This window comes from Streptomyces bottropensis ATCC 25435 (assembly GCF_000383595.1).
GTDB classification, from domain to species: Bacteria; Actinomycetota; Actinomycetes; order Streptomycetales; family Streptomycetaceae; genus Streptomyces; species Streptomyces bottropensis.
Map to the genome: position 1 here is coordinate 7,216,508 of NZ_KB911581.1, position 26,787 is coordinate 7,243,294.

At 69.8% G+C, this 26,787-nt stretch carries 19 protein-coding genes, 3 tRNA genes and 1 pseudogene; 6 read left to right on the top strand and 17 right to left on the bottom strand.

Going from position 1 to position 26,787, the window contains the following annotated elements; genetic code table 11:
* Positions 1–8: 8 nt before the first annotated feature.
* Together STRBO_RS45745 and STRBO_RS0132030 are read right to left on the bottom strand one after the other, a co-directional pair.
* Positions 9–359, bottom strand: a pseudogene (locus tag STRBO_RS45745) (cyclophilin-like fold protein); the annotation flags it as partial.
* Between the two features lie 57 nt (positions 360–416).
* Positions 417–812 (bottom strand): MmcQ/YjbR family DNA-binding protein, encoded by a 396-nt coding sequence (locus STRBO_RS0132030; protein ID WP_020115395.1) that lies wholly within the window; start codon positions 810–812, stop codon positions 417–419.
* Between the two features lie 127 nt (positions 813–939).
* Between STRBO_RS0132030 and STRBO_RS0132035 the strand changes: the two genes are divergently transcribed.
* The gene (locus STRBO_RS0132035; RefSeq protein WP_020115396.1) at positions 940–1,875 is read left to right on the top strand and encodes a helix-turn-helix domain-containing protein; all 936 of its coding nucleotides are present in this window, start codon (positions 940–942) and stop codon (positions 1,873–1,875) included.
* A gap of 101 nt (positions 1,876–1,976) precedes the next feature.
* Here the strand turns inward: STRBO_RS0132035 and STRBO_RS0132040 are convergent, their stop codons facing one another.
* The 12 genes from STRBO_RS0132040 to STRBO_RS0132100 all read right to left on the bottom strand — a co-directional run bounded on the left by STRBO_RS0132040 (position 1,977) and on the right by STRBO_RS0132100 (position 18,406).
* The gene (locus STRBO_RS0132040) at positions 1,977–2,381 is read right to left on the bottom strand and encodes a VOC family protein (protein WP_005479061.1); all 405 of its coding nucleotides are present in this window, start codon (positions 2,379–2,381) and stop codon (positions 1,977–1,979) included.
* A gap of 172 nt (positions 2,382–2,553) precedes the next feature.
* Positions 2,554–3,009 carry a YybH family protein gene (locus STRBO_RS0132045; protein ID WP_005479063.1) on the bottom strand — a complete coding sequence of 152 codons (456 nt, stop codon included), beginning with the start codon at positions 3,007–3,009 and terminating at the stop codon, positions 2,554–2,556.
* A gap of 43 nt (positions 3,010–3,052) precedes the next feature.
* Positions 3,053–4,075: an alcohol dehydrogenase catalytic domain-containing protein gene (locus tag STRBO_RS0132050; protein ID WP_020115398.1), complete on the bottom strand. Its 1,023-nt coding sequence runs from the start codon at positions 4,073–4,075 to the stop codon at positions 3,053–3,055.
* A 129-nt stretch (positions 4,076–4,204) separates the two neighbouring features.
* On the bottom strand, positions 4,205–5,641 hold the full coding sequence (locus STRBO_RS0132055) for a carboxylesterase family protein (RefSeq protein ID WP_005479065.1): 1,437 nt from the start codon (positions 5,639–5,641) through the stop codon (positions 4,205–4,207).
* Positions 5,642–6,434: 793 nt separating this feature from the next.
* Positions 6,435–10,007, bottom strand: coding sequence for a glycoside hydrolase family 32 protein (locus STRBO_RS0132065; protein ID WP_020115401.1), 3,573 nt, complete (start codon positions 10,005–10,007; stop codon positions 6,435–6,437).
* A gap of 84 nt (positions 10,008–10,091) precedes the next feature.
* Positions 10,092–11,636 (bottom strand): glycoside hydrolase family 32 protein, encoded by a 1,545-nt coding sequence (locus STRBO_RS0132070; protein ID WP_005479068.1) that lies wholly within the window; start codon positions 11,634–11,636, stop codon positions 10,092–10,094.
* Entirely contained in the window at positions 11,633–12,694 is a 1,062-nt protein-coding gene (locus STRBO_RS0132075) for an ABC transporter ATP-binding protein (protein WP_005479071.1), read from the bottom strand. The genes STRBO_RS0132070 and STRBO_RS0132075 overlap by 4 nt, the downstream gene beginning before the upstream one ends.
* Positions 12,691–13,644 (bottom strand): ABC transporter ATP-binding protein, encoded by a 954-nt coding sequence (locus tag STRBO_RS0132080; protein WP_005479073.1) that lies wholly within the window; start codon positions 13,642–13,644, stop codon positions 12,691–12,693. The genes STRBO_RS0132075 and STRBO_RS0132080 overlap by 4 nt, the downstream gene beginning before the upstream one ends.
* Positions 13,645–13,647: 3 nt before the next feature.
* Positions 13,648–14,568, bottom strand: a complete 921-nt coding sequence (locus STRBO_RS0132085; protein ID WP_005479075.1) for an ABC transporter permease — start codon at positions 14,566–14,568, stop codon at positions 13,648–13,650.
* Between the two features lie 13 nt (positions 14,569–14,581).
* On the bottom strand, positions 14,582–15,559 hold the full coding sequence (locus tag STRBO_RS0132090; RefSeq protein ID WP_005479077.1) for an ABC transporter permease: 978 nt from the start codon (positions 15,557–15,559) through the stop codon (positions 14,582–14,584).
* A gap of 97 nt (positions 15,560–15,656) precedes the next feature.
* Entirely contained in the window at positions 15,657–17,339 is a 1,683-nt protein-coding gene (locus STRBO_RS0132095; protein WP_005479078.1) for an ABC transporter substrate-binding protein, read from the bottom strand.
* A gap of 74 nt (positions 17,340–17,413) precedes the next feature.
* Positions 17,414–18,406 (bottom strand): LacI family DNA-binding transcriptional regulator, encoded by a 993-nt coding sequence (locus STRBO_RS0132100; RefSeq protein ID WP_051085310.1) that lies wholly within the window; start codon positions 18,404–18,406, stop codon positions 17,414–17,416.
* 226 nt (positions 18,407–18,632) lie between these two features.
* Between STRBO_RS0132100 and STRBO_RS0132110 the strand changes: the two genes are divergently transcribed.
* Positions 18,633–19,646 (top strand): carbohydrate kinase family protein, encoded by a 1,014-nt coding sequence (locus tag STRBO_RS0132110; protein ID WP_005479082.1) that lies wholly within the window; start codon positions 18,633–18,635, stop codon positions 19,644–19,646.
* 839 nt (positions 19,647–20,485) lie between these two features.
* On the opposite strand, the gene STRBO_RS0132115 is transcribed toward STRBO_RS0132110, so the two are convergent.
* The 3 genes from STRBO_RS0132115 to STRBO_RS0132125 all read right to left on the bottom strand — a co-directional run bounded on the left by STRBO_RS0132115 (position 20,486) and on the right by STRBO_RS0132125 (position 20,887).
* Positions 20,486–20,559 (bottom strand) — tRNA-Ile (locus STRBO_RS0132115).
* Between the two features lie 176 nt (positions 20,560–20,735).
* Positions 20,736–20,808: transfer RNA gene (locus STRBO_RS0132120), tRNA-Asn, on the bottom strand.
* A 6-nt stretch (positions 20,809–20,814) separates the two neighbouring features.
* Positions 20,815–20,887: transfer RNA gene (locus STRBO_RS0132125), tRNA-Asn, on the bottom strand.
* 172 nt (positions 20,888–21,059) lie between these two features.
* Between STRBO_RS0132125 and STRBO_RS0132130 the strand changes: the two genes are divergently transcribed.
* The 4 genes from STRBO_RS0132130 (at position 21,060) to STRBO_RS0132145 (ending at position 26,691) form a co-directional block, all read left to right on the top strand.
* Complete coding sequence (locus STRBO_RS0132130) at positions 21,060–21,365, top strand: hypothetical protein (protein WP_020115403.1); 306 nt, start codon at positions 21,060–21,062, stop codon at positions 21,363–21,365.
* Positions 21,366–21,434: 69 nt separating this feature from the next.
* Positions 21,435–22,889: an FGGY family carbohydrate kinase gene (locus tag STRBO_RS0132135; RefSeq protein WP_028796957.1), complete on the top strand. Its 1,455-nt coding sequence runs from the start codon at positions 21,435–21,437 to the stop codon at positions 22,887–22,889.
* A gap of 134 nt (positions 22,890–23,023) precedes the next feature.
* Positions 23,024–24,757 carry an ABC transporter ATP-binding protein gene (locus tag STRBO_RS0132140; protein WP_028796958.1) on the top strand — a complete coding sequence of 578 codons (1,734 nt, stop codon included), beginning with the start codon at positions 23,024–23,026 and terminating at the stop codon, positions 24,755–24,757.
* The gene (locus tag STRBO_RS0132145; RefSeq protein ID WP_005479091.1) at positions 24,757–26,691 is read left to right on the top strand and encodes an ABC transporter ATP-binding protein; all 1,935 of its coding nucleotides are present in this window, start codon (positions 24,757–24,759) and stop codon (positions 26,689–26,691) included. Before STRBO_RS0132140 ends, STRBO_RS0132145 begins: the two co-directional genes overlap by 1 nt.
* Positions 26,692–26,787: the final 96 nt, after the last annotated feature.

Consider the following 26,787-nt stretch of genomic DNA (forward strand, 5'->3'; position numbering starts at 1 on the left):
TGGCCGATCTCGTAGCTGAACCGCGGCTCGCCTCCCGCGGCGAGAGACCGGGACAGGTGAGCGTACTTCTCGCGCTTGAGCAGGTCGTTCATCCGCAGCGTCAGCGGAAGCAGTGAGGCGAAGTCGCGTGCCGTCGCGTTGCCGTCGAGGGTTGCGTTGCGGACGGTCTCTCCGGCGGTCAGTCGGATTCTCATATGGGCCGTGCCCCTTTGGGGTGTTGTGGGAGTGATCGTCGGCGGCCTGCACGTACGCCGTGTTCGTCGGGGTACGAGCGTTGGTTCGGCGCGGGCCCTGTGAAGGCTTGCCCGCGACCTTGTACACGTCGAGTCCCGGGGTGAAGGGGTAGCCGTGGCTGACATCGGGGAGGGCCAGCGCCGCTTGGCGGGCGGTGTCCTGGAGCCAGTCACCGGCCGCGCTCACCGGGCCGCCCGCGTGCCGGTGCCGTAGGTGTGCGGGTCGACGGGCCGCTCGGCCCGGGGCAGGTGGGCGACGACGAGCCGGTAGGAGTCGGTGACGAGCTCCCTGACGAGCTCCTGGTCGACGCCTTCTCCGCTCTCCAGGGTGATCCAGTGCTTCTTGTTCATGTGGTAGCCGGGGGTGATGTGGCTGTACTGCTGCCGCAGGGCGTGGGCCTCGCCGGGGTCCGCCTTGAGGATCACGACGGGACGCCCCGGGACTTCGGTCATCAGCATGAACACCTTGCCTCGTACTTTGAAGACCTCCCAGTCGTCACCGAAGGGATGCTCGAGCTGGGCTCCGGGAAGCTCCTCGGCGTAGGCGGCGGCGGTCTTGTGCAGGGTCGTTTCGTTCAAGAACGTTTCCTTCATCGGGTGAACTCGGGCTGGGCACCCCATGACGCGAGTGGCGCGCCGCGCGGTCGTGGCAGCACGTCCCACTCTCTCCCCGAAACCGACATAAGGCGCAGTAAACTGCGGACACATGATGGTCAGCAAGCGACACCCCAGCCCAAGCGGACGGGCTGAACCGGCCGCGGTTCCGCTGTACGGTTTCCAGCCCCCGGTCGGTACTCCGTACGGCCTGGAGGTGAACACCGTCGAGGACTTCTTCGCCCAGCACGACGACTGGCCGTGGAACCCGCCCCGTCCGGTCCGCGCCACCTTCCACTACCTCATCGCCGTCACCGAGGGCGAGCTGCGGCACGACGTCGACCACGTCACGCGGACCGTCGCCCCCGGCCAGTGGCTCTGGGTGCGTCCCGGACACACGCTGTGCTGGCATCCGCCCGGCTCCGCCCGCGGCCCGTTCGTCCTGTTCGAACCGGATGTACTGCGACCCGACATCGCCCGTCTGCTGGCCCCGCTCACCGCGCACGACGCCCCCGCCGTGCTGAGCCCGCAAGCCGATGACGCCGCCTGGCTCCAGCAGACGGCGCTCCAGCTCCTGGACGAACACCGCGCACTCGGGCGGCGCCCCCTCGACATCCACCACGCTCTGCGCCGCAGCCTGCTCGAATCGCTGCTGCTGCGCCTGACCAACGTCCCGGGCATCGCCCCCACCGGTACGGCCACGGCCGGCACGGGCCGCACCGGCAGGTACGGACGCTTCCTGGATGCCCTGGAACTGCACTTTCGGGAGCTGCACCAAGCCGCGGACTACGCCGAGCTGCTCGACTGCTCGGTCCGCACCCTGAGCCGCGCCGCCCGGGACGCCACCGGCAAGGGGGTACGTGAACTCATCGATGAGCGGCGCCTCCTGGAAGCCCGGCGCCTGCTGGGAGCTGCCCGGTGGGACGCCCGGGCTGTGGCCGCCCACCTGGGCTTCACCGACTCCGCGAACTTCGGCCGCTTCTTCCGCGACCGTACCGGTCTCACCCCGGCCGCCTTCGCCGCCCGCGAGGCGAGGACCGACGCGTGACGCAACGCGGCGGAGGCGCCTTGCCCGTCAGGAGGAGATGGCTGCCTTCGCTGTCTGCGTGAACGCCCAGTGGGAGTGCCCGACGTGCCACTCGCCGTCAATCAGCCGGTACGCCTCGCGCCGGCCGTGCGGAGGTCGCGTTCGCAGACGGCAAGAACGTTGCCGGAGGGGTCGGTGAACCAGGCGAACCAGGGGCCGTTGGCGCGGTAGATCCCGTCCGAGTCGATCTGCACTCCCTCATAGTGCTCGAAATCCACGCCGCGTCGGGTGAGGTCCGCGACAGTACGGGGGAGGTCAGGGACGACGATGTTGAGGATGGTGAAGCGTGCTGGTTGGTGGTTGCGGGAGGCGTACGCGACGGTGCTCGCACCGCCGGGGAGGCGGATGGTGAGCATGGCGTCCCGGTCTTCGACTTGCAGCCCGAGTACGTCGTGGTAAAAGGTGCGGGTCGATTCCAGGTCGGTCACGGTGAAGGAGCTGTAGGCGTCGGTTGCGGTGTCGGTCATTATGGGATCCTCACGTTCGGGTCATTCGGGTGCGCAGGTGTCGCGAGGCGTGTCTCAGAGCAGATCGATGCGGCTGGGACGACCACTGGCCCGATGCCGGCGGCACAGGCGGGGCCCCGCTCGCTATGCCGGAGGAACCCGGCCAGGCTAGGGACCACAGGCTGCGCCGCGGTCAGGAGGCGACCCTCTCGGTCACGGTCTGGGAGAACGCCCAGTTGGAGTGCACGATGAGCCACTGTCCGTCGACGAGCCGGTAGCCGTGCGTGGCGTTCCAGGCGCGCCGCTGCATCTCGTTGCCGTCCTCGTCGAGCACGTAGGTCTTCAGGTTGTAAGCCAGGACGGCGAAGTCGCCGCTGTCTCCGACGTGGACCGTCGGGTTGACGTACTCGCTGCGCACGATGTGCGGGTGGGAGTAGATGGACGACAGCCACGCGACGGTCTTCTCCTTGCCGACGACGATGTTCTCGAGGATCGGGTCGAAGTAGCTCACCTCGTCCGCGAAGCCGTCCAGATAGCCGCCCGGGTCGCCGGCGCTGAAGCGTTCGTTGTACGACTTCTCCAGCTCGATGAGGGTCTTGCCGACTTCTTCCTTGTTGACGCCCACGGCGTCCTCCCTTTCTTTGTGCATGCCCCAGCCGGTGCCTGTCGGCCAACCAGGGGATGTGTTTCTTTCAGTCGTCCAGGACGACGACGTGCTTGCCCGGCGTGGTGCCGGATTCGAGGTCGGCCTGGGCGTCTCGGACTTGTTCCAGGCCGTGGTAGACCTTCGCGACCGGGACGTTGAGGCGTCCGGCGGCGATGGCCTGGAGCTGGTGGGCGAAGACGTCGGCCGGCAGGTCGGCGGCCTGACCACCGTAGGAGGTCAGGCGTACCCCGAAGGGGATCATGAACGGGGTGAAGTCCGGGATGGACCACTGGCCTGCCAGGGCTCCGGTGAAGCAGACGGTGCCGTGCCGGCGGACGGTGTTGAGGGTGTCGGGGAGGACCGAGCAGCCGACCAGTTCCAGGGCGGCGTCGACGCCGTCCGGCACCAGCTCGCGCACCTGGTCGGCGAGGGTGCCGTTGTCGACGAGGGGATGGTCGACGCCCGCGGCCCGCAGTTCCTCGGTCCGGCCGGGGCTGCGGGTGGTGGAGATGACGGTGGCGCCGAGGTCCTTCGCGATGGTGGCCGCGCTCAGCCCGACCGTGGAGGTGCCGCCGCGGATCAGCAGCGTCTGCCCGGCTTTGAGGTCCAGGCCGCGGGTCAGGGATCCGTAGGCGGTCTGGAACATCTCGGGCAGCGCGCCGACGACGTCCCACGGCAGGCCGGTCTCGAACGGGATGACCTGCCCTGCGGGGACGGTGACGTACTGGGCGTACGCGCCGTCGTACGAGCGGCCCATGCCGCCCATCATCGTGGCCACTTGCTGTCCTGGCCGCAGCCCGCTGTCCTCGTCGGCCTCGTCGACCACGCCGACGCCCTCGATGCCGGGCACGCGCGGGTAGGTGACCACCGCGTCGGACTCGCCCTTGCGGGTGGTGACCTCGGACTCGTTGACGCCGAACGCCTTCACCTTGATCCGCACCCAGCCGGGTTTGCGGACGGGCACCGGTACGTCCTTGATCTGAAGTGCGTCGAGGCTGCCGGGCCGGGTGACGACGACGGCCCGCATCGTCGCCGGTGCGGCGCCGCCGGTTGCTGTCGGTTGGCTCATGCCGAGCTCCTTGTTGTGTTCGTCTCCCGGGAATGTGAAGTCGGAGCCGGGGCTCCAGGCACAGGTGCCCGGGTGATCAGTCAGTGGTGACCCTGCGCCGTTCTGCATCTCGGGATCGCGCGGTGACCGTCAGGGGCGGTCGATGCCCTCCCACAGGCCGAGGGCCTGCTGGTAGTGGGCGGTGGCCTCGAAGGGAGGGCTGCCGACGCTTCCCGAGGTGGGTTTGTCCGTGACGGCGGGCCACAGGCGGGTCTGCTCGCCGGTGGCGAAGTCGAGGACGATGTCGCGGATCCGCGTGTCCCGCTCGGCCTGTTCGGCGCTGCGGCCCGGCTGTTCCTGGCCGACGAGGGCATACATCTCGGTGCCGTGCACAGCGGGGGCGCCCTCGGCGGGCCCGATCATGAGCAGATGGGCGTTGCCGCCCGCGGCGGCGTGTGCCAGGGCGCCGCGGGCGGCCGGGAGCGCGAAGAGGTAGTCGGCCATGACCGCGGCGCGGACTTCGGCCGGGGTGCGGCCGCCCTGGTCGTAGGCGTCGACGATCTTCTGCGCGCGGGAGCGGGAAATACGCCACCCCGCGACCTCGTCGACGACGCGGTCGCGGGCGTGGGGGTTGAAGCGGTCGAGGTCGTTCGCCACCCACCAGCCCATGTCGTCACTCGCCATGCTCAACAGCACGTCGACATCGCGGTGCGCGCCCGAGGCCAGGACGTCCATGGGATGGGCGTGCACCACCGCGCCGGGCTGCCCGATGTCCAGGACGACGCCGGTGGCCTGGTTGTCCACCCCACCGCGGACTCCGAGGTCCGTCGGGGCGACCTTGCGCAGGGCGTCCTTCAGGGAGGCCGCGTCGAGGTCGAGCAGCTTCTCCGGGTTGTCCGCGACGCCGAGTTCGGTGACGAACAGGTGCGCGAGCTCCTCGGCCCACCAGGCCGGGACGCTACGAGCGGGTCCGCCGGAGAACCCGGCCAGTCGCCGGTACAGGCCATCGGCGGAGGAGGCGCCGAGCAGACCGAAGGTGGAGTAGGCGCCGGCGCTGTGGCCGTAGACGGTGACGTTGTCGGGGTCGCCGCCGAAGTGGGCGATGTTCCGCTTGACCCAGGTGAGCGCGGCGATGATGTCCTGCAGGAAGAGGTTGCTGGCCTCGGCGAGCCGCCCGCCGTATTGCGAGAGCGAGAGCGCGCCCAGGGCGCCGAGCCGGTAGTTGACCGACACGCTCACCACGCGCCCCGTCGCGGCAAGACCGGAGGCGTTGGAGGTGATCTGAGTGTTCGCGCCGTACTCGAATCCACCGCCGTGGATGTACACGGTCACCGGGAGCGCCTTGTCGGCCGGCTGCTCAGGGGCCCACACGTTCAGGTTCAGACAGTCCTCGCCCATCCCACTGTCCGCTTCGAGCCAGTCGCCGCTGTCGGGCTGGACAGCGACAACACCCTTGCGGTCATAGGGTCGGTCTGGATCGAAGTCCGCGACCACAGGGCGGCGATACCGCTCGGCGGTGGCGTATGGGATCCCCCACCAGGAGCGCACCCCGGGTGCAGTCGGAGCCTTGGGCGCGGTCGCGGTCATGACGAGTCCTTCCAGCGCGGTTCGGGTGTTTCGCGCGGAGTGTCGGCAGCTGGTTGCGAGCGGTGACGTCTCCCATCGTTTCCTGCGATCCGACAAAGCGCCCGGCGAGTGGCGGTCACCTGGTGGTCAGCAGGTGACACTTCGGCAAACAAGATCCCGGTGCCGGCCGTCAACTTCTCTTAGCAGGCTGACGGCCGGATCGTCGGCGAACGGCGCCAGCCTGACCTCGCACAAGAGGCCGGTCTCCTCTTCTTGATCCGGCGTCTTCGCGCGAACAGCGCCCGCTGCGGCACGGTCCCCAGCCCCTGGCGGAGACGATGGCCGAGCTCGGCCGGCGAGCCCGCGCCGCGACCCCCGAGGAGGCGGCCCGCGCCGGTGACCGGGTCGTGGTGAGCATCCCGCCGGCTCCCTACCGGGAGCTTTCCCGCCGCCGCAGCGTCGGGCAAGGTCGTGCTCGACATCGGAGCGTCCGTGACGCGCCGTACGACGAACCCGACGACGGCCGCGTCGGCCTTGTCGAGCCACGTCACGTCGTCGGCGATCACCGGCACGCGCTCGGCGGCCCTGGGCAGCGGACCACGTCCCGTCCGAGCGGTAGCCGTCGCTGCCCCGGGAGGAACGGGATGAGCAGGAAGACCGGCGGCTGTATGTGCGGGAGCCGCCCAGCCCGGCCGCTCCCGCCCCGCCTGTCGGTCCTCTCCGGGCCGTTTCCAGTACGCCCAGGTGTGCGAATACCTCACCCGGCCGGGGCGGAGCCTCCGCGGTCACGGTCGTTTGTCGGCTTGACCGGCGGTCACAGCTCCCGCACGTACGTGTCCTGGTACGCCGCCCTCCCCCCGAACACGTTCAGGCCGACGTGTCCGCTCCTGTACGTCGTGTCCGTCACGTCCATGATCCGGGTGCCGTTGAGGAACACCTGGATGCGGTCGCCCTCGGTGAGGATGCGGACGGGGTAGGTCGTGCCGCGGCGGACCAGAGCCGGGACGCGGGCGAGGGCTTTGGCGTCGTCGAAGTAGCCGTTGGCCTTGGCGACCAGGCGGATCACGCGTAGGTCGGGGTCGATGTTGAGGCAGTAGGCGTCGGCGCCGTCGGAGGAGGCGCGCCAGAGGAGGGAGAGGGCGCCGCCCGTGTCCGGGGCGGCGCCGCCGAGCCGGACCAGAGTGGTGAGGTCCAGGTCCGTCGCCGTGCGGGCCGAGATCGCGTTGGAGTCCTTGTCGAAGCTTCCGGCGCGGCCCGCGCTGTCCGTCGACCAGCGGCCGGCGGGGGTGATCGCCAACTTGCCGAGGTTCGAGCGGAATTCACCGCCGGCCGGGGCGGCCACCAGCGGCTTCACCCGATCCACTAGGCGGAAGGTGCTGTCCAGCCTGTGCACCTTGAGCGACTCGATGTGTGCGGTGCCGCCCTTGGCGTAGAAGGCCATGCCGTCGGCGTCCGGGCCGGGGAAGATCAGGCTGGTCACGGCGGCCTGTCCGTCCGCGCCGAACGCCTCGACCGAGGACGAGTCGACGTACACGCGCAGGGTCACGCGGCCGTCGGTCGTCTTCATCGGCGCGGTCGTGCGGCCCGCGAAGTACTGCGTGAAGTCGCTCAGGCCCGATGCCGAGCGGTCCACGAACAGTTCGTGCGTCTCGGCGTCATATCCGACTGACGTGTGCTGGTCGTCGTCGGTCCGGAGCCGGAAGCCGATCTCCGTGGCGGTGCCAAGGGTGATCTCGGCCTCGATCTCGTAGGCGGTGCCCCGGACTCCCGCGAGCGGGTTCGCGGAGGTGGGGCCGACGGCGAGGTCCTTGCGGGTCGTGGTGGACGTGCGCAGCGTGACCAGCTCCGGGACCGGGCGCTGCGCCAGGCGTACGCCGTCGGCGGTGTCCGTGAGGGTCAGTTCGCGGGGGGTGCTCAGCTGGCCGTTCCAACCGCCGGTCGGGGCGCTGAAAGGGTAGTCCCAGTTGCTCATCCAGCCGAGCCAGACGCGGCGGCCGTCGGGCAGGCCGTAGAAGGACATGGCGGCGTAGTAGTCGCGGCCGGAGTCGGCGCGCAGGACCGTGCCGGCCTTCTGGTCGGGAGTGAAACCGGCGCCGTTCCACTCACCCGTGAAGTACTGGGCGGCCGAGCCGTTCGTGGCGCGTACGGCACCGGTGCTCAGGGTGAGGACCCACTTCACCTTGTCCTTGTCGCCGTCGACCGGCAACGGGAAGAAGTCGGGGCACTCCCAGACGCCGGGCGTGGCCCAGTCGCCGTAGCCGAAGGAGCTGACCTGGGTCCAGGTGAGGAGGTCGGTGGAGGTGAAGAAGCGGATGTGGTCGCCGGCGGAGACGACCATCAGCCACTGGTCGTGGGCCTCGTCGCGGATGACCTTCGGGTCGCGGAAGGTCCAGCCGGCGTCCGGGCCGCCCGGGTTCTGCACGGCCGGACTCGGGCCGCCGTGCAGCTGCCAGGAGCGTCCCTTGTCCTTGCTGTACGCGATGCGCACGCTCGCGTTCCCGCCCGGCTTGTCCGGGTGGTAGCTCGTGTAATAGGCGATCAGGCCCGAGCCGCCGTCGAAGAGACCGGAGGTGTCGTCGGCGTCCACGACCGAACAGCCGGTCCAGCAGTGACCGTAGGCGTTCCAGGGCAGGGCGATCGGCAGGGGCTGCCAGTGGACGAGGTCGGTGCTGACCGCGTGCGCCCAGCGGCCCTCGTCCTGGTGGAAGAGGTGGTACTCGCCGTCGTGGTGCAGCAGGCCGCAGGGGTCGCTGGTGGAGCCGGTGAGCTGGGAGTAGTGGTACGTGGGGCGGTACGGCTCGGTGAAGTGGTCGGCGGTGCCGCGGACTTCGACGTTCTGGAAGTACGACGTCCCGTGCGCGGCCGCGGTGCCGAAGGCGGCGCCCTTGGTGCGGGACACGCGGGTTTTCAGCGCCCGTACGCCGTCCACGTACACCTCGATGGTTCTGCCCGTCGCGCGGGCCTCGACGCGGTACGTGCCTCCGGCCGTGATGCGCCGGACCGGGCCGGAGGCGGAGGCGAGGCGGGTGCCGGAGGAGCGGTCCAGCAGGACGACGGCGTCGCGGCCGGCCTCCAGTCGGGCTTCGTAGCCGCCGGAGCCGTTCGCGGACGCACGCAGGACGAGGCCGGCCGAGGAGGAGCGGTCGCCGGATGTGATGTCGGCCCTCGCCACCAGGTCGCCGTCGGTGAAGGGGGCCGTGCGCAGGCCGTTCTCGCCGCGGATGCCGCGCAGGTCCGGGGTCCAGGTGCCGGAGCGGGCCGTCCAGCCCTGGAGGCCGGTGACGAGGTCGGCCGCGGCGATGTTCTCGAAGGACACCTCGCCGGCCGAAGCCGTGACGGCGAGTCGGCCCTTCGTGTGGGTGGAGTCCTGGGCGGTGATGACGGGGCTGTAGCCGTCGGGAGAGAGGAAGTTGGTCTGCCAGTGCACGCGCAGTTCGTCGCGTTCGGCTTCGAGGCGCAGACGGTAGACCGTGTCGGCCTTGATGGTGGTCGCGTAGGTGCCGAGGGTGACGTCGCCGTCGATGCGGTAGAGCCTCAGCCTGCCCTGGCCCGGGTCGACTTGGACGCCGTAGCCGTGTGTGGCCGTGGCGTCGGTGCGCACCAGCAGTGAGGCGATGGCGGAAGCGTCGTGCAGGAGCAGGTCGGCCTGGAGCGCGGTGTCGTACGTCCTGGTCGTGGTGATGGCGCGGGCGGTGGCTCCCTGGGTCGGGGCCGCGCGCCAGCCCAGCGGACTCGCCGTCCAGGTGCCGCCGCTCGTGGTCCAGCCGGTGAGGTTGGTGGTGACTGAGGAGAGGGACGGCGGGCCGAAGGTGACCGTGCCGCCCTGGGCGAGCAGGCCCACCGAGCCGGTGTCGTGGCGGTGGTCCTCGGTGTGGAGGAGCCGCTTGCCGTCGACACGCACCGTCAACTCGGCTCCGTCCACTGCCACTTCGAGGTCATAGGGCTTTCTGGTCCGCGCGCTCGGAAGTGGAGCGGTGGCTAGTGTGTCGCCGCCGGCCAGGTCGTAGAGCCGTATGCGGGAGCGGCCGGGGTCGAGGGCGACCGCGTATCCGGTCGAGCCGTCCAGGGCTGCCCGGAACACCAACGCGCCTACGGAGGCGGAGGATTGGGGCGTGACGCGGGCCGCGTACGTGCCCTTGGCCGCGAGTTGCTGCTCCGACAGAGCGAGGGCGGGCCCGCGACGGCCGGCGGTCGCCTTCTGGCCGCCGTCCAAGGTGCGGGTCCAGGTGCCGGTGACGGGGATGGGGTCGGGAATCGGGGTGGCGGCGGGGGTCGCTCCGGCGGCGCTCGGGGCGGCGGCCTGTGCTGCGGAGGGGATGCCTCCGAGAGGCAGCAGGGTGGCGGCGGTTCCTCCGGCGAGCAGGAGGGTACGGCGGGACACGCTCATGGCGGCTCCTGAGGGAGAACAGGCGAGGGGGGCCACGGCCCCGCGGGATGTCCAGCCCGCGGGCCGTGGCCGTGTGTAAGACCGTCACGGCCACAGCGGCCGGGGTCCGTCGGTGAAGGCCGACGCCATCTGCCAGGCGTCGAACCGCTCCAGGGCCACGTCGCCGTCGGCACCGATACCGATGCCTACGGCCTCGTCCGGGCGGGTGGGGTAGATGCGGGCGGTCAGGGCACGCCCGTTGGCGAAGATCTCCAGTGCGGAGTGGTCGACGAGGACGCGCAGGTCGACTCGGCCGTCAGGGCCCAACGGCAGTTCGCCGTACCGGGGTTCGGTGTCGACCGTCGGGTCGAGACTGCTGGTCTCGCGGTGCAGTCGGAGGGTGCCGCTCGCTCCGTCGTGCGACCGGCTCACCTCCACGACCGTGCGTTCCGCGCCGTCGGGTGTCTCGCGGAGCACGAGCCGGGCCCTCGCTCCGGGAGCGAGACGCAGGGTCGTCTCGATGTCCAGCTGGTCCCCGCGCACGGCGGGCAGCCGGGTGTACGAGTCGGCCAGCCGGCCCGGAGCCACCTCTACGCGCTCCCGCCGCAGCTCGGTCAGCTCCGGCGCCGGGGCCTGGTGCAGGCCGCCGTCCGTGGCGAGCGTGACGACCCTCGGCAGGGACATCACACCGCACCAGCCGGCCTGCGCGTTCGCCTCGTCCGTCCGGCCCTCCTGGAGCCAGCCGAGCATGATGCGGCGGCCGTGCTCGTCACGGGTGGACTGGGGGGCGTAGAAGTAACGTTCGCCGTAGTCGAGGCGGTGGAGGGCGGTCGGGGCGAAGGTGTCGCCCTGGTAGCGGCCGGTCCAGTACAGAGGGTGGTGGGTGGTGCCCTCGTCCCAGGCGGAGAAGACCAGCGCGTCGGTGCTGCCGGCCTCCTCGTCCTCGCCGAGCCGGAAGAGGTCGACGCACTCCCACATCGTGCCGGTCCAGTCGAGCTCGCCCTGGTTCTGCGAGGCGTCGCCGGTCAGCAGGGGGCCGACGTAGCGCCAGCTGCGCAGGTCGTCGGATTCGTACAGGAAGGCCGTTCCGCCGACGCCCCGGATTCCCGAGCCCACCAGCTGACGCCACACCGCGTTCTCGCCGGAGCCCTCCCGCCAGACGCAGTGGTCGCGGAAGGCCGTGATGTCGATGCCCTCGGGCGGGGCGGTGATAACGGGGTTGGCCGGGTACTTGGTCCAGTACTTCAGATCCGCCGATCCCCTGGCCACGCAAGGGAGTTCATGCTCGCCGTGCCTGCCCGAGTAGACGAGCGTGGGCACTCCCCCGTCGTCGACGAGGACTCCGGACCAGCAGCCGTCGCGGTCTGGGCCAGTGGTGCCGGGGACGAGAGCGACCGGTTCGTCGGCCCAGTGCACGAGGTCGGTACTGGTGGCGTGGCCCCAGTGGATGCGGTGGTGGGCGGCGGCGAGCGGGTTGTACTGGTAGAAGAGGTGGTAGACGCCGTTCCAGTGGCTCAGCCCGTTGGGGTCGTTGAGCCAGCCGCCGGGCGAGGTGAAGTGGAAGCGGGGGCGGTGGGGGTCGCGCAGGGCGCGTTCGGCCAGTCCCTCGGCGGTGTGGCTGCCGGAGGGGAGGGTGAGATCGTGGGTCATGCGGCGGTGGTCTCCGCTTTCTCGGTGTCGTCGGTGGCGTCGGTGGCCGCGGTTGCCTCGGTGGCCTGCCGGTCGGTGGCCTTGAGGACGCGGCGGGCGATGTCGGAGGCGGGTGCGCGCAAATGGCAGCGCACCCAGTGGGGCTGGCCGTCGTCTTCGCCGACGATGTGGCGGACGGGGTCGGTGCGGCTGCACGCGCCGTCGTCGCCGTAGGGGCAGGACGTGGGGTTGAGGATCGCCTCGCGCAGGCGGGCGCGCTCGACGGCGTCGTAGCTGCCGGCCCGTTCGGGGTCGGGTACGGCGGACAGCAGCAGGCGGGTGTAGGGGTGGGCGGGGGCGTCCATCACCGCCAACGCGTCGCCGCCCTCGACGAGTTCGCCGGCGAACATGACCATCGTGGTGTCGGCGAGGTAGCGGGCGGAGCCCAGGTCGTGCGTGATGTAGAGCATGGCGATGTTCCGCTCGTCGCGCAGGCGCCGCATCAGGTTGAGCACGCCGACGCGCACGGATACGTCCAGCATCGACGTCGGTTCGTCGGCCAGGACGATGCGCGGTTCCACCGCCAACGCGCGAGCGATGGAGACGCGCTGACGCTGGCCGCCGGAGAGTTCGTGCGGGTAGGACTGGAGCATGTCCTCGGTCAGGCCGACCGTTTTCATCAGCTCGCGCAGCACCTCTGGTGTGGCGGAGTGGCCGTGCAGGACGAGGGCCCGGGTGAGGAAGTGCTCGATGCGGTGGACGGGGTTGAGTGAGCCGAAGGGGTCCTGGAACACCATCTGGACCTTGCGGCGGTACGCCCGTGACGCCCGGCGCCGCTCGGTGCGCAGGACGTCCTGGCCGTCGAGCAGCACCTGTCCGGCGGAGGGCTGTTCGAGGCGGGCGAGACAGCGGGCGATGGTGGACTTGCCGCTGCCGGACTCGCCGACCAGGGCGGTGATCCGGCCGGCCGGGAGATCGAAGGAGACGTCGTTGACGGCTCGGACACGACGCCGGGAGAAGACGGTGCCGACCTGGAAGTCCTTGGTCAGACCGCGTACGGACAACAAGGGCTGGGTCATCGCGGGGCTCCCTGGGCACTCTGGGCCGCCCACCGGCCGGGGGCGATCTCGCGCAGGTCGGGGATGTTCATGGAGCAGTCCGAGCGGTCCTCGGGACAGCGGACGTGGAAGCCGCAGCTGTCGGCGGTGCGCGGGGCGTCGAAGAGGCCGGTGAGCTCCTGGCGCGGGCCGGTCAGCGGCGGGAAGGCGTTCATCAGCGCCTCGGTGTAGGGGTGGAGCGGATGGGCGAACAGGTCCTTGGCGTCGGCTAGTTCGACGATCCGTCCGCCGTACATCACGCCCATGCGGTCCGACAGCTCGACCATCAGGGACATGTCGTGGGTGATGAAGAGGATGGAGAAGCCCAGCTCCCGCTGGAGGTCGCGGATCTGCGCCATGATCTCCTGCTGCACGACCACGTCGAGCGCGGTGGTCGGCTCGTCCATGATCAGCAGCCGGGGGTGGAGTGCGACGGCCATGGCGATGACCACGCGCTGGCGCATGCCGCCGGACAGCTGGTGCGGGTATGCCTTCAGCCTTCCCGGGTCGATGCCGACCAGCTCCAGCAGCTCACCGGCCCGCTCACGCGCCGCCCGCTTCTTCAGCTTCTCGTGGGTGGTGAAGATGTCGACTATCTGCTCGCCGATGGTCAGGACGGGGTTGAGCGAGTTCATCGCCGACTGGAAGACCATGGCGATCTCCCGCCACCGGAAGGCGCGCAGCTCCCGTTCGTTCAGGGCGAGGACGTCCCTGCCCTGGAAGCGGATGCTGCCCGCGGTGATCTCCGCCGGGGGCTTGAGCAGTCGCATCACCGCGTTGGCGATGGTCGACTTGCCGCAGCCGGATTCTCCGGCGAGGCCGAAGACCTCTCCGGCGCCGATGGAGAAGGAGACGTCGTCGGCGCCCACGACGGTGCGTCCGTCGCCGCGGTATTCGACGCGCAGGTCGTTCACCTCAAGTACGGGTTCCATGGCTCAGCCCCTCGTCTCACGGCGGGCACGGCGGTTGCGCAGTCTGGGGTTGGTGACCTCGTCGACCGCATAATTGACCAGCGCGAGCGCGAACGCGACGAGCGCGATGCACAGCCCGGAGGGGACGAAGGCCCACCATGTGCCCGTCATCAGCGCGCCGTCGTTGCTGGCCCAGTACAGGTTGGTGCCCCAGCTGACGACGCTGCTGTCGCCGAGGCCGAGGAACTCCAGGCCTGCCTGGGCGCCGATGCCGAAGATCACGCAGCCGAGCAGCGTGGTCATCACCACGGACGCCATGTTGGGCAGGATCTCGCGGAACATGATCCGCAGCGGGCGCTCGCCGGTGACGACGGCGGCGGCCACGAAGTCCTTGCCGCGGATCGACTTGGCCTGAGCTCGCAGTACCCGGGCCGAGCCCGCCCAGCCGGTGACGACGAGGACCAGGATCACGGTGGAGGTGCCGGGCGGCAGGAACGCGGCCAGGATGATGAGCAGCGGGAGGCCGGGCAGCAGCAGGAAGATGTTGGTGACCAGGGTCAGCGCGTCGTCCATGATGCGGCCGAAGTACGCGGACGCCAGGCCGACGAGGATGGCGACCGCGGTCGCCACGAGCCCTACGGTGAACCCGACGAAGAGGGAGCTGCGCGCACCCCACAGCGTGAGGGCGAGCACGTCTTGTCCCTTGGCGGTCGTACCGAGCCAGTGCGCGGCCGAGGGAGCCTGGCTGCCCGTGGAGTTGATGAGCGACGGGTCGCCCGGTACCAGGACGGGCGCGAGCAGGGCCAGCAGCGCGAAGAGAGCTAGCAGGATCAGCCCGGTCAACGCCTTCTTGCTGTCGATGAGCTGGCGCAGCAGTCCGCGCCGACGGGAGGTGCGCGCGGGGCTGGTCGGCGTGGTGGCCGTCGCGATCTCGATGGCGGTCATGTCGGCAACCTCCTCAGCGGACGCGGACGCGCGGGTCGAGGCGGACGTAGACGAGGTCAACGAGGAAGTTCGCGACCAGTACCGCGGCCGTGATCGTCAGGAAGATTCCTTGCATCAGTGGGTAGTCCAGGCCCTGGACGGCCATCAGCAGCTGGTAGCCGATGCCGGGGTAGGCGAACACGACCTCGGTGAGCAGGGCGCCGCCGACGACGAAGCCGAGCGCCATGCCGAAGTTGGTGACGGAGGGCAGCAGCGCGTTGCGGGCGGCGTAGCGGAACATGATCCGCGAGGGGCTGAGCCCCTTCGCCTCGGCCATCGTGATGTAGTCCTCGGCCGCCGTGGCGATCATGGTGTTGCGCATGCCGAGCATCCAGCCGCCGATGGAGACCAGCACGATGGTCAGCGCGGGCAGCACCAGGTGGGTGGCGACGTTCGAGAGGAACTCGCCGTTGAGGCCGGGGGTCAGACCGACGTCGTAGGCGTGCCGCAGCGGGAACCAGTTCAGGCTCACCCCGAACAGGTACAGCGCGCCCATCGCCAGCCAGAAGTACGGGAACGAGCCGACGAAGATCAGCAGGGGCGGGAAGGCGGAGTCGAGGACGCCGCCGCGCCGCCAGGCGGCGACGATGCCGAGCAGGTTGCCGAGCACGGCCGCGATGACGAGCGCGACGCCGCCGAGCAGCAGGGTCCAGCCGATCTGCGAGCCGATCACGTCGGTGACCGGCGTGGGGAAGCGGGTGATGGAGATGCCGAGGTCGCCGGTGAAGACGCTCTTGACGTAGGAGACGTACTGCTCCCAGAGGGGGCGGTTGTCGAGGCCGAAGAGTTTCCGCAACTGGGCTATCTGGTCGGGCTGCATCGTGCCCTGGGCCTGCGCGAACATCCGGGAGACCGGGTCGCCCGGCATGAAGCGCGGGAGAACGAAGTTCAGGGTGATGGAGGCCCAGAAGGCGAGCAGATAGAACCCCAGGTTGCGCAGGATCAGACGCACGGATCGTGCTCCCTGTCGGTGGGGGGGGTGAACGTGTGGCTCGGTGCGCGGGGGCGGCCGTCCGGGGAGGAGGGCGGCCGCCTGTCCGCGGGCGGCGTCAGCCCTTGACGGGCTTCAGCGACGTGAGCACGAGGATCGTGCTGCCGTTGCGGTTACCGAGGGTGGCGTACGGGTTCTCTTCGGTGGGCCAGCCGGTGAAGCGGGCGTCCGTGTACGCGCCCCACTCGGGGCCGGTGAACAGCGGGACGACGGGCGCGTCCTTGTTGTACAGCTCCTGCAGGCCGTTCATCTGCTCGGCTTGCGTCTTCTCGTCCGTGGCGGCGGCGAAGGCGTCGATGAGCTTGTCGGCCTTCTTGTCGCCGAAGCGGTGGTAGTTCTCCGTGGCCTGCTTGCCGACCTGCCGCACCATCTTGGTCGACATCACGCCGCGGAAGTACTCGTAGGGGGTGGCGCCGTTGTTGCTCCACACGATGCCGGTGTCGAAGGTGCCGGTGTTGTACGAGGACGAGACCGCCGACCAGTCGGGCGTCTTCACGGTGGCGGTGATGCCGACCTTCGCCAGGTCCTGCTTGATGATGTTGGCGACCGAGATCCAGTCGGAGGAGGCGGAGCCGACGGAGATGTCGAGGGTGAAGTTCTTGCCGTTCTTCAGCTTCCGCTTGCCGCCGCTCTCCTTGTAGCCGGCCGCGTCGAGGGCCTTGGCCGCCTCGGTGCTGTCGTACTTCGTCCAGGTGCAGGAGGCGGCCAGCGATGTGTCACGCCACTTGTCGTACGTGCGGGCCAGGCCCGTGCAGTCGGCGGGTTCGGCGTAGCCGTTCATCGCGACCTCGGTGATCTGGTCACGGTCGACGGCCATGCTGAGCGCCTTGCGCACGGCCGGATCGTTGAACGGCGCCTTGGTGGTGTTCAGCTGCCAGTTGATCATGGCGCCGGTGGCCGGGAACCAGTAGTGGTTGTGCTTCTTGTCCTTGGCGACGAAGGACTTCTCGATGTCCGGGATGAACGACTGCGTCCAGTCCACCTCGCCGTTGGTGAAGGCGATGTTGGCGCTGTCGTTGCCGGAGAAGGCGAGCATCTGGATGCCGGCGATCTGCTGCTTCGCGGGCTGCCAGTAGTCGGGGTTCTTGCGCAGCTCGTACGACTGGCTCTGGAACTTCTCGATCTTGGTGTACGGGCCGGTGCCGACCGGGTCCGGGTTGGTGTACTTCGCCGGGTCCTTCACCTTCGACCAGATGTGCTTCGGCAGGATGTAGTGGCCGCTGATCTCGTAGAAGGCGGTCGAGAACGCCCTGTCGAAGGAGAACTTCACCGTGTGGGCGTCGACCGCGGTGACCTTGTCGAGGTAGTCGAAGCCGCCGAGCACCTTCTTCTGGAGCTCGAAGGTGTAGACGACGTCGTCGGCGGTGAGCGGCTTGCCGTCCGACCACTTGACGCCGTCGCGCAGCGTGAAGGTGAGGGACTTGCCGTCCTTGGCCTGCTCCCACTTGGTGGCCAGCCACGGCGTGTCCTTGGCGTCGGCCATGCTGTGCACCGCCAGAGGCTCGTAGACCGACTGGAGGGTCATGGGGGCGGCCTGCGGGGAGAGTGGGTTGAAGTTGCGCGTGAACGTCGCCAGATCCTCGCGCGGGATGGTGAGCAGCTGGTTGCCAGAAGTGTCACCGGCGCCGGCGGCGCCCGAGCCACCCGTACAGGCGGACAGGACCAGGGCCGCGGCGGCGGTCGCGGTGACCGCTCTCAGGACGGCTCGTGGCCGCCGTGAAGGTATGCGGGAGGGTGCCATAATGGAGACTCTTTTCCTCTCTTCAACACACAGGGCGAAGACGGGATGGGATTCCTCGGCGGGCTGATTAGTGGTCAGACCGACGAGCGTTCGAGCAGCGGGCAGTCGATCGTCACCCGGTGGGTGTCGAGCGGCTGCCCTGCTGCGAGGGCGGCGAGCATGTCGATGCCCTTGGTGCCCATGGCCTCGAAGGGCAGGGCGAGCGTCGTCAGCTTCGGCCGCAGATAGGCGGCGATGAGTTCCTGGTTGTCGAACCCCACCACGGCCACGTCGTGCGGGATGCGCAGCCCACGTTCCTTGATCGCGTCGTACGCGCCCATCGCCATCCGGTCGTTTCCGCAGAACAGTGCGGTCGGCCGGGCGCCGGCCGGGCGGTCCAGCAGTTCGCCGGCGGCGGTGTAGGCGCTGTCGGCGGTTGCCCAGCCGGGGACGACGAGCGAGGGGTCGAGGGTGATCCCGGCCTCGCGCAGGGCACGTTCGTACCCTTCACGCCTGCCGATGGCGGCCGGGATCACCGGGTCGAGGTTGATGAACCCGATGCGGGTGTGACCGGCGTCCAGGAGCCGGCGGGTCGCCTTGTATCCGCCCGACACCTCGTCGGGCAGGATGCACGGCAGCTCACCGGCCGCGTCGTAGCAGTTGACGAGCACCGTCGGCACCTCCCGGACGGCCTTGGGGAGCGTGACGGCGCGGTGCCAGGTGGTGGCGTACAGCAGCCCTTCCACCCGGTGCTCCAGCATCTGGTCGAGCGCGGCGGCCTCCTGGGCGGGGTCGCCCTCGCTCGCGGCGATCAGCAGGAACCTCCGGTCACCCCAGGCGCGGCTCTGCGCGCCCGTGATCATCTCCCCCGCGAACGGGCCGGTCACGATCTCGGTGATCAGCCCGAACCACCCGCTGCGGTTCGCGGCCAGCGCCCGCGCCCCGGCGTTGGGCCGGTAGCCGAGCTCGGCGATCGCCGCCAGGATCCGCCGACGGGTCTCCTCGGGGATGGCGGCGCCGGGCTTGTCGTTGAGGACGAAGGAGACGGTGGTCCGCGAGACACCCGCGTGGCGCGCCACGTCGCTCATGGTCACGCGCTGCGTCCTGTTCGTGGCCACTTCCAGTCCCTTTCGGCGAGTCAGAGACGAGACAACGCCTCCAGTTTCGCGCTTTAATAACGCGCGTTACTTCCTTGTGGCAGGGAAGTTACGTCCGTCTTGAACGGCATGTCAATACCTGTGCAAGGGCTGCATCAGGCCACCGGTCCCGGTGTCCTTCGCGACCCGCATCTTCTGAGAGAGGCAGACAGTCACCATGGCCCGCCCCCAGGCCCCCGTCAGCGTCACCGTCCTCGGCGAGTGCGTCGCCGACGCCTTCACCGACCCCACCCGGTCCAGCTCCGACGAGCTCGCGCTGCGCGCCCTGCCCGGCGGCGGCCCCGCCAACACCGCCGTCGCTCTCGCCCGGCTCGGCACCCCCACCCGCTTCCTCGGGCGCTTCTCCACGGATGTCTTCGGCACCCTCTTCCGTGCCCGCCTCAGCGCCTCCGGCGTCGACCTGACCGGCAGCCTGACCGCCCCCGAGCCCAGCGCCCTCGCCGTCGCCGACCTCGACGAGGCCGGCCAGGCCACCTACACCTTCTACGCCGACAGCGCGGCCGACTGGCAGTGGACCGACGAAGAACTCGCCGCCACCGGGTGGAAGAGCGCGGCCTGCCTGCACACCGGCTCCCTGGCACTCATACGCCAACCCGGCGGCACCCGCATCGAGGACCACCTCGCCAAGGCCCGCGAGCACCTCACCGTGTCCATCGACCCCAACGTCCGCCCCCTGCTCGTACCGCCCACCGCCTACCGCGAACGGCTCCCCCACTGGTGCACCCTCGCCGACATCCTCCGCCTCAGCGAGGACGACCTCTCGCTGCTCCTGCCCGGCGCCAGCCCGGAAGAGGCGTGCGACACCTGGCACGCCGCCGGCGCGCGCCTCGTCATCATCACCTTGGGCGGACGGGGCGCCCTCGCCTCCCTCGACGGCCTCCGCGTCACCGTCCCGGCCCCGGCCGTGGACGTCGTCGACACCGTCGGCGCCGGGGACTCCTTCACCGCGGGTCTGCTCCACCGCCTCGCCGCCCTGGGACACCTCGGCGGCCGACTCGACCGGCTGAACCTCGAAGACTTCACCGACGCCTGTTCCTTCGCCGCCCGCGTCGCTGCCCTGACCTGCTCAGTCCCCGGCGCGAACCCGCCCTGGGCGGAAACCTCCGCGATCTCCGTTCCCGCGATCTCCGGACGCCGTCCGCACGGCAGCAGCAGTCCAGTGGTCTCGTAGAAGCGCAGCGTTGCGGCCGGATGCCGAGGCGCTCGGCCAGCTGCGATATGCGGTAGGCCGTCGCACCACCGACGGTAAAGCCTCGACACAACTCGAAGGTCAAGACCCATCGCCAAACCACCCGAACCCCCGCCTGGACGGACAGCCAGGAGCCGTCCGTATACGGGTTCACCCGCCGGAACCTCCAGGATCGCGGGAACCCACGTGCTCCCCCCTTGGACGTGCTCGCCGACGCCGGCGCCGATCGTGCCAGCACGGTCTACCACCCACACTGAAGGAGGCCATGCTCTGGCCCGGGGCGCTCGAAGGCGCGGGCGCCACCGCGCAGCCGGCGCACACCCGTTCGCAACAATCCACAGCTGGACAGGGCCTGTTGGTGACCGTCCCACCAGCCTGACCAGTCGAACCGCAGGGCTCTGCGCAAGAGGGGCGAGTAACCCATCCGGGCGGTTTCCTCTTGGGGCAGTTTCCCCACCTCTGGACGTCATCACAGATCGAGCGACGCGAGGGCGACAGTGTCTCCACATCGCGATGGCAGCCCATGCCGCGCAACCGGCAGATGGGACACCGATTCACCCCGTAGACACCGTCGCCTGAACACGACCGCGCCGCCCCGGCCCCTGCACGGCCCCTGGGTCTTGGCATCGGCCCTCAGAGCAGCCACCCGGACCACGAGCGACAACTTCGAACACCCACTCCGCCGCAGGTCAGAGGGGCTCGGCCTCGCCCGGCCGCCGCCGGACCCCAAACCCACGAGCAGCGGATTCAGTCCGTTCAGGCAAAGTTGACGCTCCGCCAGCCAAAAAAGAACGTTTCCGCAGGTCAGAGACCTGCGGAAGTGGGGCGGGTGGGACTCGAACCCACGGCCGACGGATTATGAGTCCGCTGCTCTAACCGGCTGAGCTACCGCCCCGTACGGCGTGTCGCGTACATGTGTGCGCGCCGTCTGCCGCAGCATAGCCGCTCATACGATCTCCTGCTTCGGATGGTCGGCCTTCGCATGCGCTTCTTGACCTTGAGGACTTCGGCGGCGCGCACGCGGTTCCCCCGGACATGAAAAAGGACCCCCGACGGGGTCCTTCCTCACTGCTCTCCCGACTGGACTCGAACCAGTAACCTGCCGGTTAACAGCCGGCTGCTCTGCCAATTGAGCTACGGAAGACCGAAGCTCCCCCGACTGGACTCGAACCAGTAACCTGCCGGTTAACAGCCGGCTGCTCTGCCAATTGAGCTACGGAGGATTGCCTCGCTGCATCGAACGCGACTCCCTGGGTATTCGCCAGGGGGCGTGCGCTCGCTGCGACACATACATTAGCGCAAGCAGGGGGGTGCTCCGCCAATCGGTATCCCGCGCCCGTCGCGCGCGCAGGGCACGCAAGGGACCGACGCAGACGTAAGGGAAGGGTGGCCGCCATGCGCTATCGGCTCACGTTCTTTGCCGGACTGGCCCTGGGCTACGTACTCGGGACGAAGGCCGGACGCGAACGCTACGAGCAGTTGAAGAAGTCCGCGCGACAGGTCGCGCAGAACCCCGCGGTGCGCAACACCGCCGAGTCGGCCGCCCAGCAGGGGCGCGTCTACGCGGGCAAGGCGTACCACGTGGTCAGCGAGAAGGTCGGGGACCGTGTGCCCGACCTGGTCGCCGAGCGGGTCCGCTCGCTGCGCGAACGCAACGCGAACGGCTCCTCCGCGGACGACTGGGGAACGAGCAATACCTAGGGACCACATCGGGTCGGCCGGACCGACGCGCGGCGCCCCCACCCCTTCCGGTGCGGCAGAATTTCCGCCATGGGGATAGTCGCCGGGTTGGACAGTTCGCCCGATTTTACGCGCATTGTCGTCTGTGACGCGGACACAGGGGCCGTGCTCAGGCAGGGTTATGCCCCGCACCCGCTGGAGCCGGCGGAGGGCGGGGGGCGTCCGGCGGACGTCGACCCGCAGGCCTGGCTGCTGTCCCTGGGCGAGGCGGCCACCGGCGGGCTGCTGGAGGGTGTGCAGGCGATCGGGGTCTCGTCCCAGCAGAACGGGCTGATCGCGCTGGACGCACAGGGCAACAGCGTGCGTCCGGCGATGGTCGGCGGCGACAAGCGGACCCAGGTCGCGGCGGCCGACCTCGTCGACGCGCTCGGGGGGCGCGGCGCGTGGGCGGAGGCCGTCGGCTGCGTACCGGGAGCCGCACAGCCGGTGACGAAGCTGCGCTGGATGAGCCGTACGGAACCGGATGCCGCGATGCGGACGGCCGTCCTGCTGCAGGCGCACGACTGGCTGGTCTGGCAGTTGCTGGGGCGGCCGGTCAGAAGGACGACGGACCGGGGCGGGGCGTCCGGGACCGGGTACTGGAACGCGGCGACCGGGCAGTACCGCACGGATCTCGTCGAGATGGCGCTCGGGCACCAGGTCATGCTGCCGGAGGTGCTCGGCCCCTCGGACGCCGCCGGGACGACGCCGGAGGGGCTCCTCATCTCCGCCGGCACCGGGGAGACCATGGCCGCCGCGTTCGGGCTCGGCATCGGGCTCGGGGACGCGGTCGTGTCGCTGGGGGCCTCCGGGTCGGTCATGGCCGTGCACACGACGGCGCTCGTCGACTCATCCGGGATGATCACCTCGCTGGCCGACGCCACCGGAATGCATCTGCCGGTCGTCACCACGCTCAACGCCGTACGGACGCTGCGCGGGGCCACCGAACTGCTGGGCGTGCCCGATCTGGAGGCGCTGTCCGACCTGGCGATGAAGTCGACGCCGGGGTCGCACGGGCTGGTGATGCTGCCGTATCTGGAGGGCGAGCGGACGCCGAACCTGCCGCACACGGCGGGGACACTGGCCGGGCTGCGGCGGGAGTCGATGAAGCCGGAGCACTTCGCGCGGGCCGCGTTCGAGGGCATGCTGTGCGGGCTCGCGGACGCGCTGGACGTGCTGCGCGGCCGGGGTGTCGACGTGCGGCGGATCTTCCTGCTGGGCGCGGCGGCGGAGCTGCCGGCGGTGCAGGCGGCGGCGCCGGCGCTGTTCGGGGTGCAGGTGGTGGTGCCGCAGCCGGCGGACTACGCGGCGGTGGGTGCGGCGCGGCAGGCCGCGTGGGCGCTCGGGGTCTCGCAGGGGACGCTCGATCCGCGTACACCACCGATGTGGCCGGGGGCGGCGGCGCAGGTGCTGGACCCCGGGGACGAACTGGCGGTGGGGCAGGCGGTACGGCAGCAGTACGTGGCGGTGCGCGAGCAGACGCATCCCGGGGCGTTCCGGGCATGAGACCCGGCTCCCGGCCGCGAGGTCCGGTCACCGGAGCTTCACCGTCGGGTTAATTCGGTTGAGGTAACGCGGGGGGAGTGTTCGACGATGGGGGGTGGTGCGTCCCGAACCCCGTCGACTCCGAGAGATCTCGCGTGCTCATACGATTGCTGAGAAGTCATCTTCGTCCTTACCGGACACCGATCATCCTGCTGGTGCTGCTGCAGTTCGTGCAGACGTGCGCGACGCTCTACCTGCCCACACTGAACGCGGACATCATCGACCAGGGCGTGGTGGAGGGGGACACCGGCTACATCCTGTCCTTCGGCGCGCTGATGATCGGCATCTCGCTGGTGCAGGTCGTCTGCAACATCGGGGCCGTGTACTACGGCGCCCGCACCGCCTCGGCGGTCGGCCGGGACATCCGGGCGGCCGTGTTCGACCGGGTGCAGTCGTTCTCGGCGCGTGAGGTCGGTCACTTCGGGGCCCCGTCGCTGATCACGCGGACGACGAACGACGTCCAGCAGGTGCAGATGCTGGTGCTCATGACGTTCACGCTGGTGGTGTCGGCGCCGATCATGTGTGTCGGCGGCATCGTGCTGGCGCTCGGGCTGGACGTGCCGCTGTCGGGCGTGCTTCTCGCCGTCGTACCGGTGCTCGGCATCTCCGTCAGCCTGATCGTGCGCCGGCTGCGCCCCCTGTTCCGGGCCATGCAGGAGCGGCTGGACACCGTGAACCGGGTGCTGCGGGAGCAGATCACCGGCAACCGGGTGATCCGGGCCTTCGTACGGGACGACTACGAGAAGGACCGGTTCCGCAAGGCGAACGCCGAGCTGACGGAGGTGTCCCTGGGCACCGGGCGGATGCTCGCCCTGATGTTCCCGATCGTGATGACCGTCATCAACCTGTCGTCGATCGCCGTGGTCTGGTTCGGTGCCCATCGCATCGACAGCGGCGGGATGGAGATCGGCGCGCTCACCGCGTTCCTCGCCTATCTGATGCAGATCGTGATGGCCGTGATGATGGCCACCTTCATGTTCATGATGATGCCGCGCGCGGAGGTGTGCGCCGAGCGCATCCAGGAGGTGCTCGACACCGACAGCAGTGTGGTGCCGCCGGTCGCGCCCGTCCGGGAGCTGCGGCGGCACGGCTTCCTGGAGGTACGGGGCGCGGGCTTCCGCTATCCGGGCGCCGAGGAGCCGGTCCTCCGGTCGATCGAGGTCGTCGCACGTCCCGGTGAGACGACCGCCGTCATCGGGTCCACGGGCAGCGGGAAGTCCACGCTGCTGGGGCTGGTCCCGCGGCTGTTCGACGTCACCGAGGGCGAGGTGCTGGTGGACGGGGTCGACGTCCGGACGCTCGATCCGCAGCTGCTGGCCAGGACCGTGGGGCTGGTGCCGCAGAAGCCGTACCTCTTCTCGGGGACCGTGGCGACGAACCTGCGGTACGGCAATCCCGACGCCACCGACGAGGAGCTGTGGCACGCGCTGGAGGTGGCGCAGGCCAAGGAGTTCGTGGAGCGGCTGGAGAACGGGCTGGACTCCCCCATCGCTCAGGGCGGGACGAACGTGTCCGGCGGGCAGCGGCAGCGGCTCGCGATCGCGCGGACGCTGGTGCAGGGGCCGGAGATCTATCTGTTCGACGACTCGTTCTCCGCGCTGGACTACGCGACCGACGCCGCCCTGCGCGCGGCGCTGGGGCGGGAGACCGCCGAGGCGACCGTGGTGATCGTGGCCCAGCGGGTGGCGACCATCCGGGACGCCGACCGGATCGTCGTCCTCGACGAGGGCCGGGTCGTCGGCACCGGACGCCACCACGAGCTGATGGCGGAGAACGAGACCTACCGGGAGATCGTCCTCTCCCAGCTCACGGAAGCGGAGGCAGCCTGATGGCCGGGCCGTTGGCACGGATGGCGGGGGCCGGGGCTCCCGATCAGCACTCCATGGACTTCAAGGGGTCCGGGAAACGGCTGCTCGCGCAGTTCAGGCCCGAGCGGTTCACGATGTACGCGATGATCGTGTGCGCGGTGCTCAGCGTCGGTCTCTCGGTGCTGGGGCCGTACCTTCTCGGCCGGGCGACCGACCTCGTCTTCGCGGGGGTCGTCGGGCGGGAGATGCCGGCGGGTGCCACGAAGGCCGAGGTCCTGGCCTCCATGCGCGAGCGCGGGGACGGCGCGGTCGCCGACATGCTGTCGGGCACGGAGTTCACCCCGGGCGAGGGCATCGATTTCGACGCCGTCGGCACGGTGCTGCTGGTTGCCCTCGGCATCTTCCTGGTCGCGGGGCTGCTGATGGCGGCGGCGACCCGGCTCTCCAACCGGGCCATCAACCGGACCGTCTACCACATGCGCGAGGAGCTGCAGGCGAAGCTGTCGCGGCTGCCGCTGTCGTACTTCGACCGGCGGCAGCGCGGTGAGGTGCTGAGCCGGGCGACCAACGACATCGACAACATCGGCCAGACGCTCCAGCAGTCCATGGGGCAGCTGGTCAACTCGCTGCTCACCATCATCGGTGTGCTGGTGATGATGTTCTGGGTGTCTCCGCTGCTGGCGCTGGTCGCGCTGGTGACCGTGCCGGTGTCGTTCGTGGTCGCCACCCGCGTCGGCAAGCGGTCGCAGCCGCACTTCGTGGCGCAGTGGCGGGTCACCGGGAAGCTCAACGCGCACATCGAGGAGATGTACACCGGGCACACGCTCGTGAAGGTGTTCGGGCGGCAGGAGGAGTCGGCGCAGCAGTTCGCCGAGGAGAACGAGCGGCTGTACGAGGCCGGGTTCAAGGCCCAGTTCAACAGCGGGATCATGCAGCCGCTGATGTTCTTCGTGTCGAACATCAACTATGTGCTGGTCGCGGTGGTGGGCGGACTGCGGGTCGCCTCCGGCGCCCTGTCCATCGGTGACGTGCAGGCCTTCATCCAGTACTCGCGGCAGTTCTCGATGCCCCTGACGCAGGTCGCCTCGATGGCGAACCTGGTGCAGTCCGGTGTCGCCTCCGCCGAGCGGATCTTCGAACTGCTCGACGCGGAGGAGCAGGAGGCCGACGCGGTGCCCGGGGTGCGGCCGGAGGTGCTGCGGGGGCGGGTCGCTCTGGAAGGGGTGTCCTTCCGGTACGAGGCCGACAAGCCGCTGATCGAGGATCTGTCGCTGGTGGTCGAGCCCGGCCACACCGTGGCGATCGTGGGGCCGACCGGGGCCGGGAAGACGACCCTGGTGAACCTGTTGATGCGGTTCTACGAGGTCACGGGCGGGCGTATCACCCTGGACGGGGTCGATGTGGCGTCCATGTCCCGGGACGAACTGCGGGACGGGATAGGGATGGTGCTCCAGGACACCTGGCTGTTCGGGGGGACCATCGCGGAGAACATCGCGTACGGGGCGTCCGCCTCGCGGAAGGTGACGCGCGGGGAGATCGAGGAGGCGGCCCGGGCCGCGCACGCGGACCGGTTCGTGCGGACGCTGCCCGAGGGGTACGACACCGTGATCGACGACGAGGGGAGCGGGGTGAGCGCGGGTGAGAAGCAGCTCATCACGATCGCTCGGGCGTTCCTGTCGGATCCGGTGATCCTGGTGCTGGACGAGGCGACGTCTTCGGTGGACACGCGTACGGAGGTGTTGATCCAGAAGGCCATGGCCAAGTTGGCGCACGGGCGTACGTCGTTCGTGATCGCGCATCGGCTGTCGACGATCCGGGATGCGGACACGATCCTGGTGATGGAGAACGGTTCCATCGTGGAGCAGGGGGCGCACGAGGAGTTGTTGGCGGCGGACGGGGCGTATGCGCGGCTGTACAAGGCGCAGTTCGTCGAGGCTGTGGCTGAGGTGGACTGAGGGGGTGGGCCGAGGGGCGCGTTGTCGGGTGCGGGTGCGTGGGGGCTGGTCGCGCGGTTCCCCGCGCCCCTGAGAAGCAGGGGCCGCGCCCACTGC

Excerpts from the sequence above, each read along its gene's own strand:
- STRBO_RS0132050 (WP_020115398.1), bottom strand. The coding sequence starts at position 4,075 with ATGAGCCAACCGACAGCAACCGGCGGCGCCGCACCGGCGACGATGCGG.
- STRBO_RS0132085 (WP_005479075.1), bottom strand. The coding sequence starts at position 14,568 with ATGACCGCCATCGAGATCGCGACGGCCACCACGCCGACCAGCCCCGCG.
- STRBO_RS0132130 (WP_020115403.1), top strand. The coding sequence starts at position 21,060 with ATGCGCTATCGGCTCACGTTCTTTGCCGGACTGGCCCTGGGCTACGTA.
- STRBO_RS0132110 (WP_005479082.1), top strand. The coding sequence starts at position 18,633 with ATGGCCCGCCCCCAGGCCCCCGTCAGCGTCACCGTCCTCGGCGAGTGC.
- STRBO_RS0132045 (WP_005479063.1), bottom strand. The coding sequence starts at position 3,009 with ATGCACAAAGAAAGGGAGGACGCCGTGGGCGTCAACAAGGAAGAAGTC.
- STRBO_RS0132040 (WP_005479061.1), bottom strand. The coding sequence starts at position 2,381 with ATGACCGACACCGCAACCGACGCCTACAGCTCCTTCACCGTGACCGAC.
- STRBO_RS0132095 (WP_005479078.1), bottom strand. The coding sequence starts at position 17,339 with ATGGCACCCTCCCGCATACCTTCACGGCGGCCACGAGCCGTCCTGAGA.
- STRBO_RS0132145 (WP_005479091.1), top strand. The coding sequence starts at position 24,757 with ATGGCCGGGCCGTTGGCACGGATGGCGGGGGCCGGGGCTCCCGATCAG.
- STRBO_RS0132075 (WP_005479071.1), bottom strand. The coding sequence starts at position 12,694 with ATGACCCAGCCCTTGTTGTCCGTACGCGGTCTGACCAAGGACTTCCAG.
- STRBO_RS0132080 (WP_005479073.1), bottom strand. The coding sequence starts at position 13,644 with ATGGAACCCGTACTTGAGGTGAACGACCTGCGCGTCGAATACCGCGGC.
- STRBO_RS0132135 (WP_028796957.1), top strand. The coding sequence starts at position 21,435 with ATGGGGATAGTCGCCGGGTTGGACAGTTCGCCCGATTTTACGCGCATT.
- STRBO_RS0132065 (WP_020115401.1), bottom strand. The coding sequence starts at position 10,007 with ATGAGCGTGTCCCGCCGTACCCTCCTGCTCGCCGGAGGAACCGCCGCC.
- STRBO_RS0132100 (WP_051085310.1), bottom strand. The coding sequence starts at position 18,406 with ATGAGCGACGTGGCGCGCCACGCGGGTGTCTCGCGGACCACCGTCTCC.
- STRBO_RS0132035 (WP_020115396.1), top strand. The coding sequence starts at position 940 with ATGATGGTCAGCAAGCGACACCCCAGCCCAAGCGGACGGGCTGAACCG.
- STRBO_RS0132055 (WP_005479065.1), bottom strand. The coding sequence starts at position 5,641 with ATGACCGCGACCGCGCCCAAGGCTCCGACTGCACCCGGGGTGCGCTCC.
- STRBO_RS0132070 (WP_005479068.1), bottom strand. The coding sequence starts at position 11,636 with ATGACCCACGATCTCACCCTCCCCTCCGGCAGCCACACCGCCGAGGGA.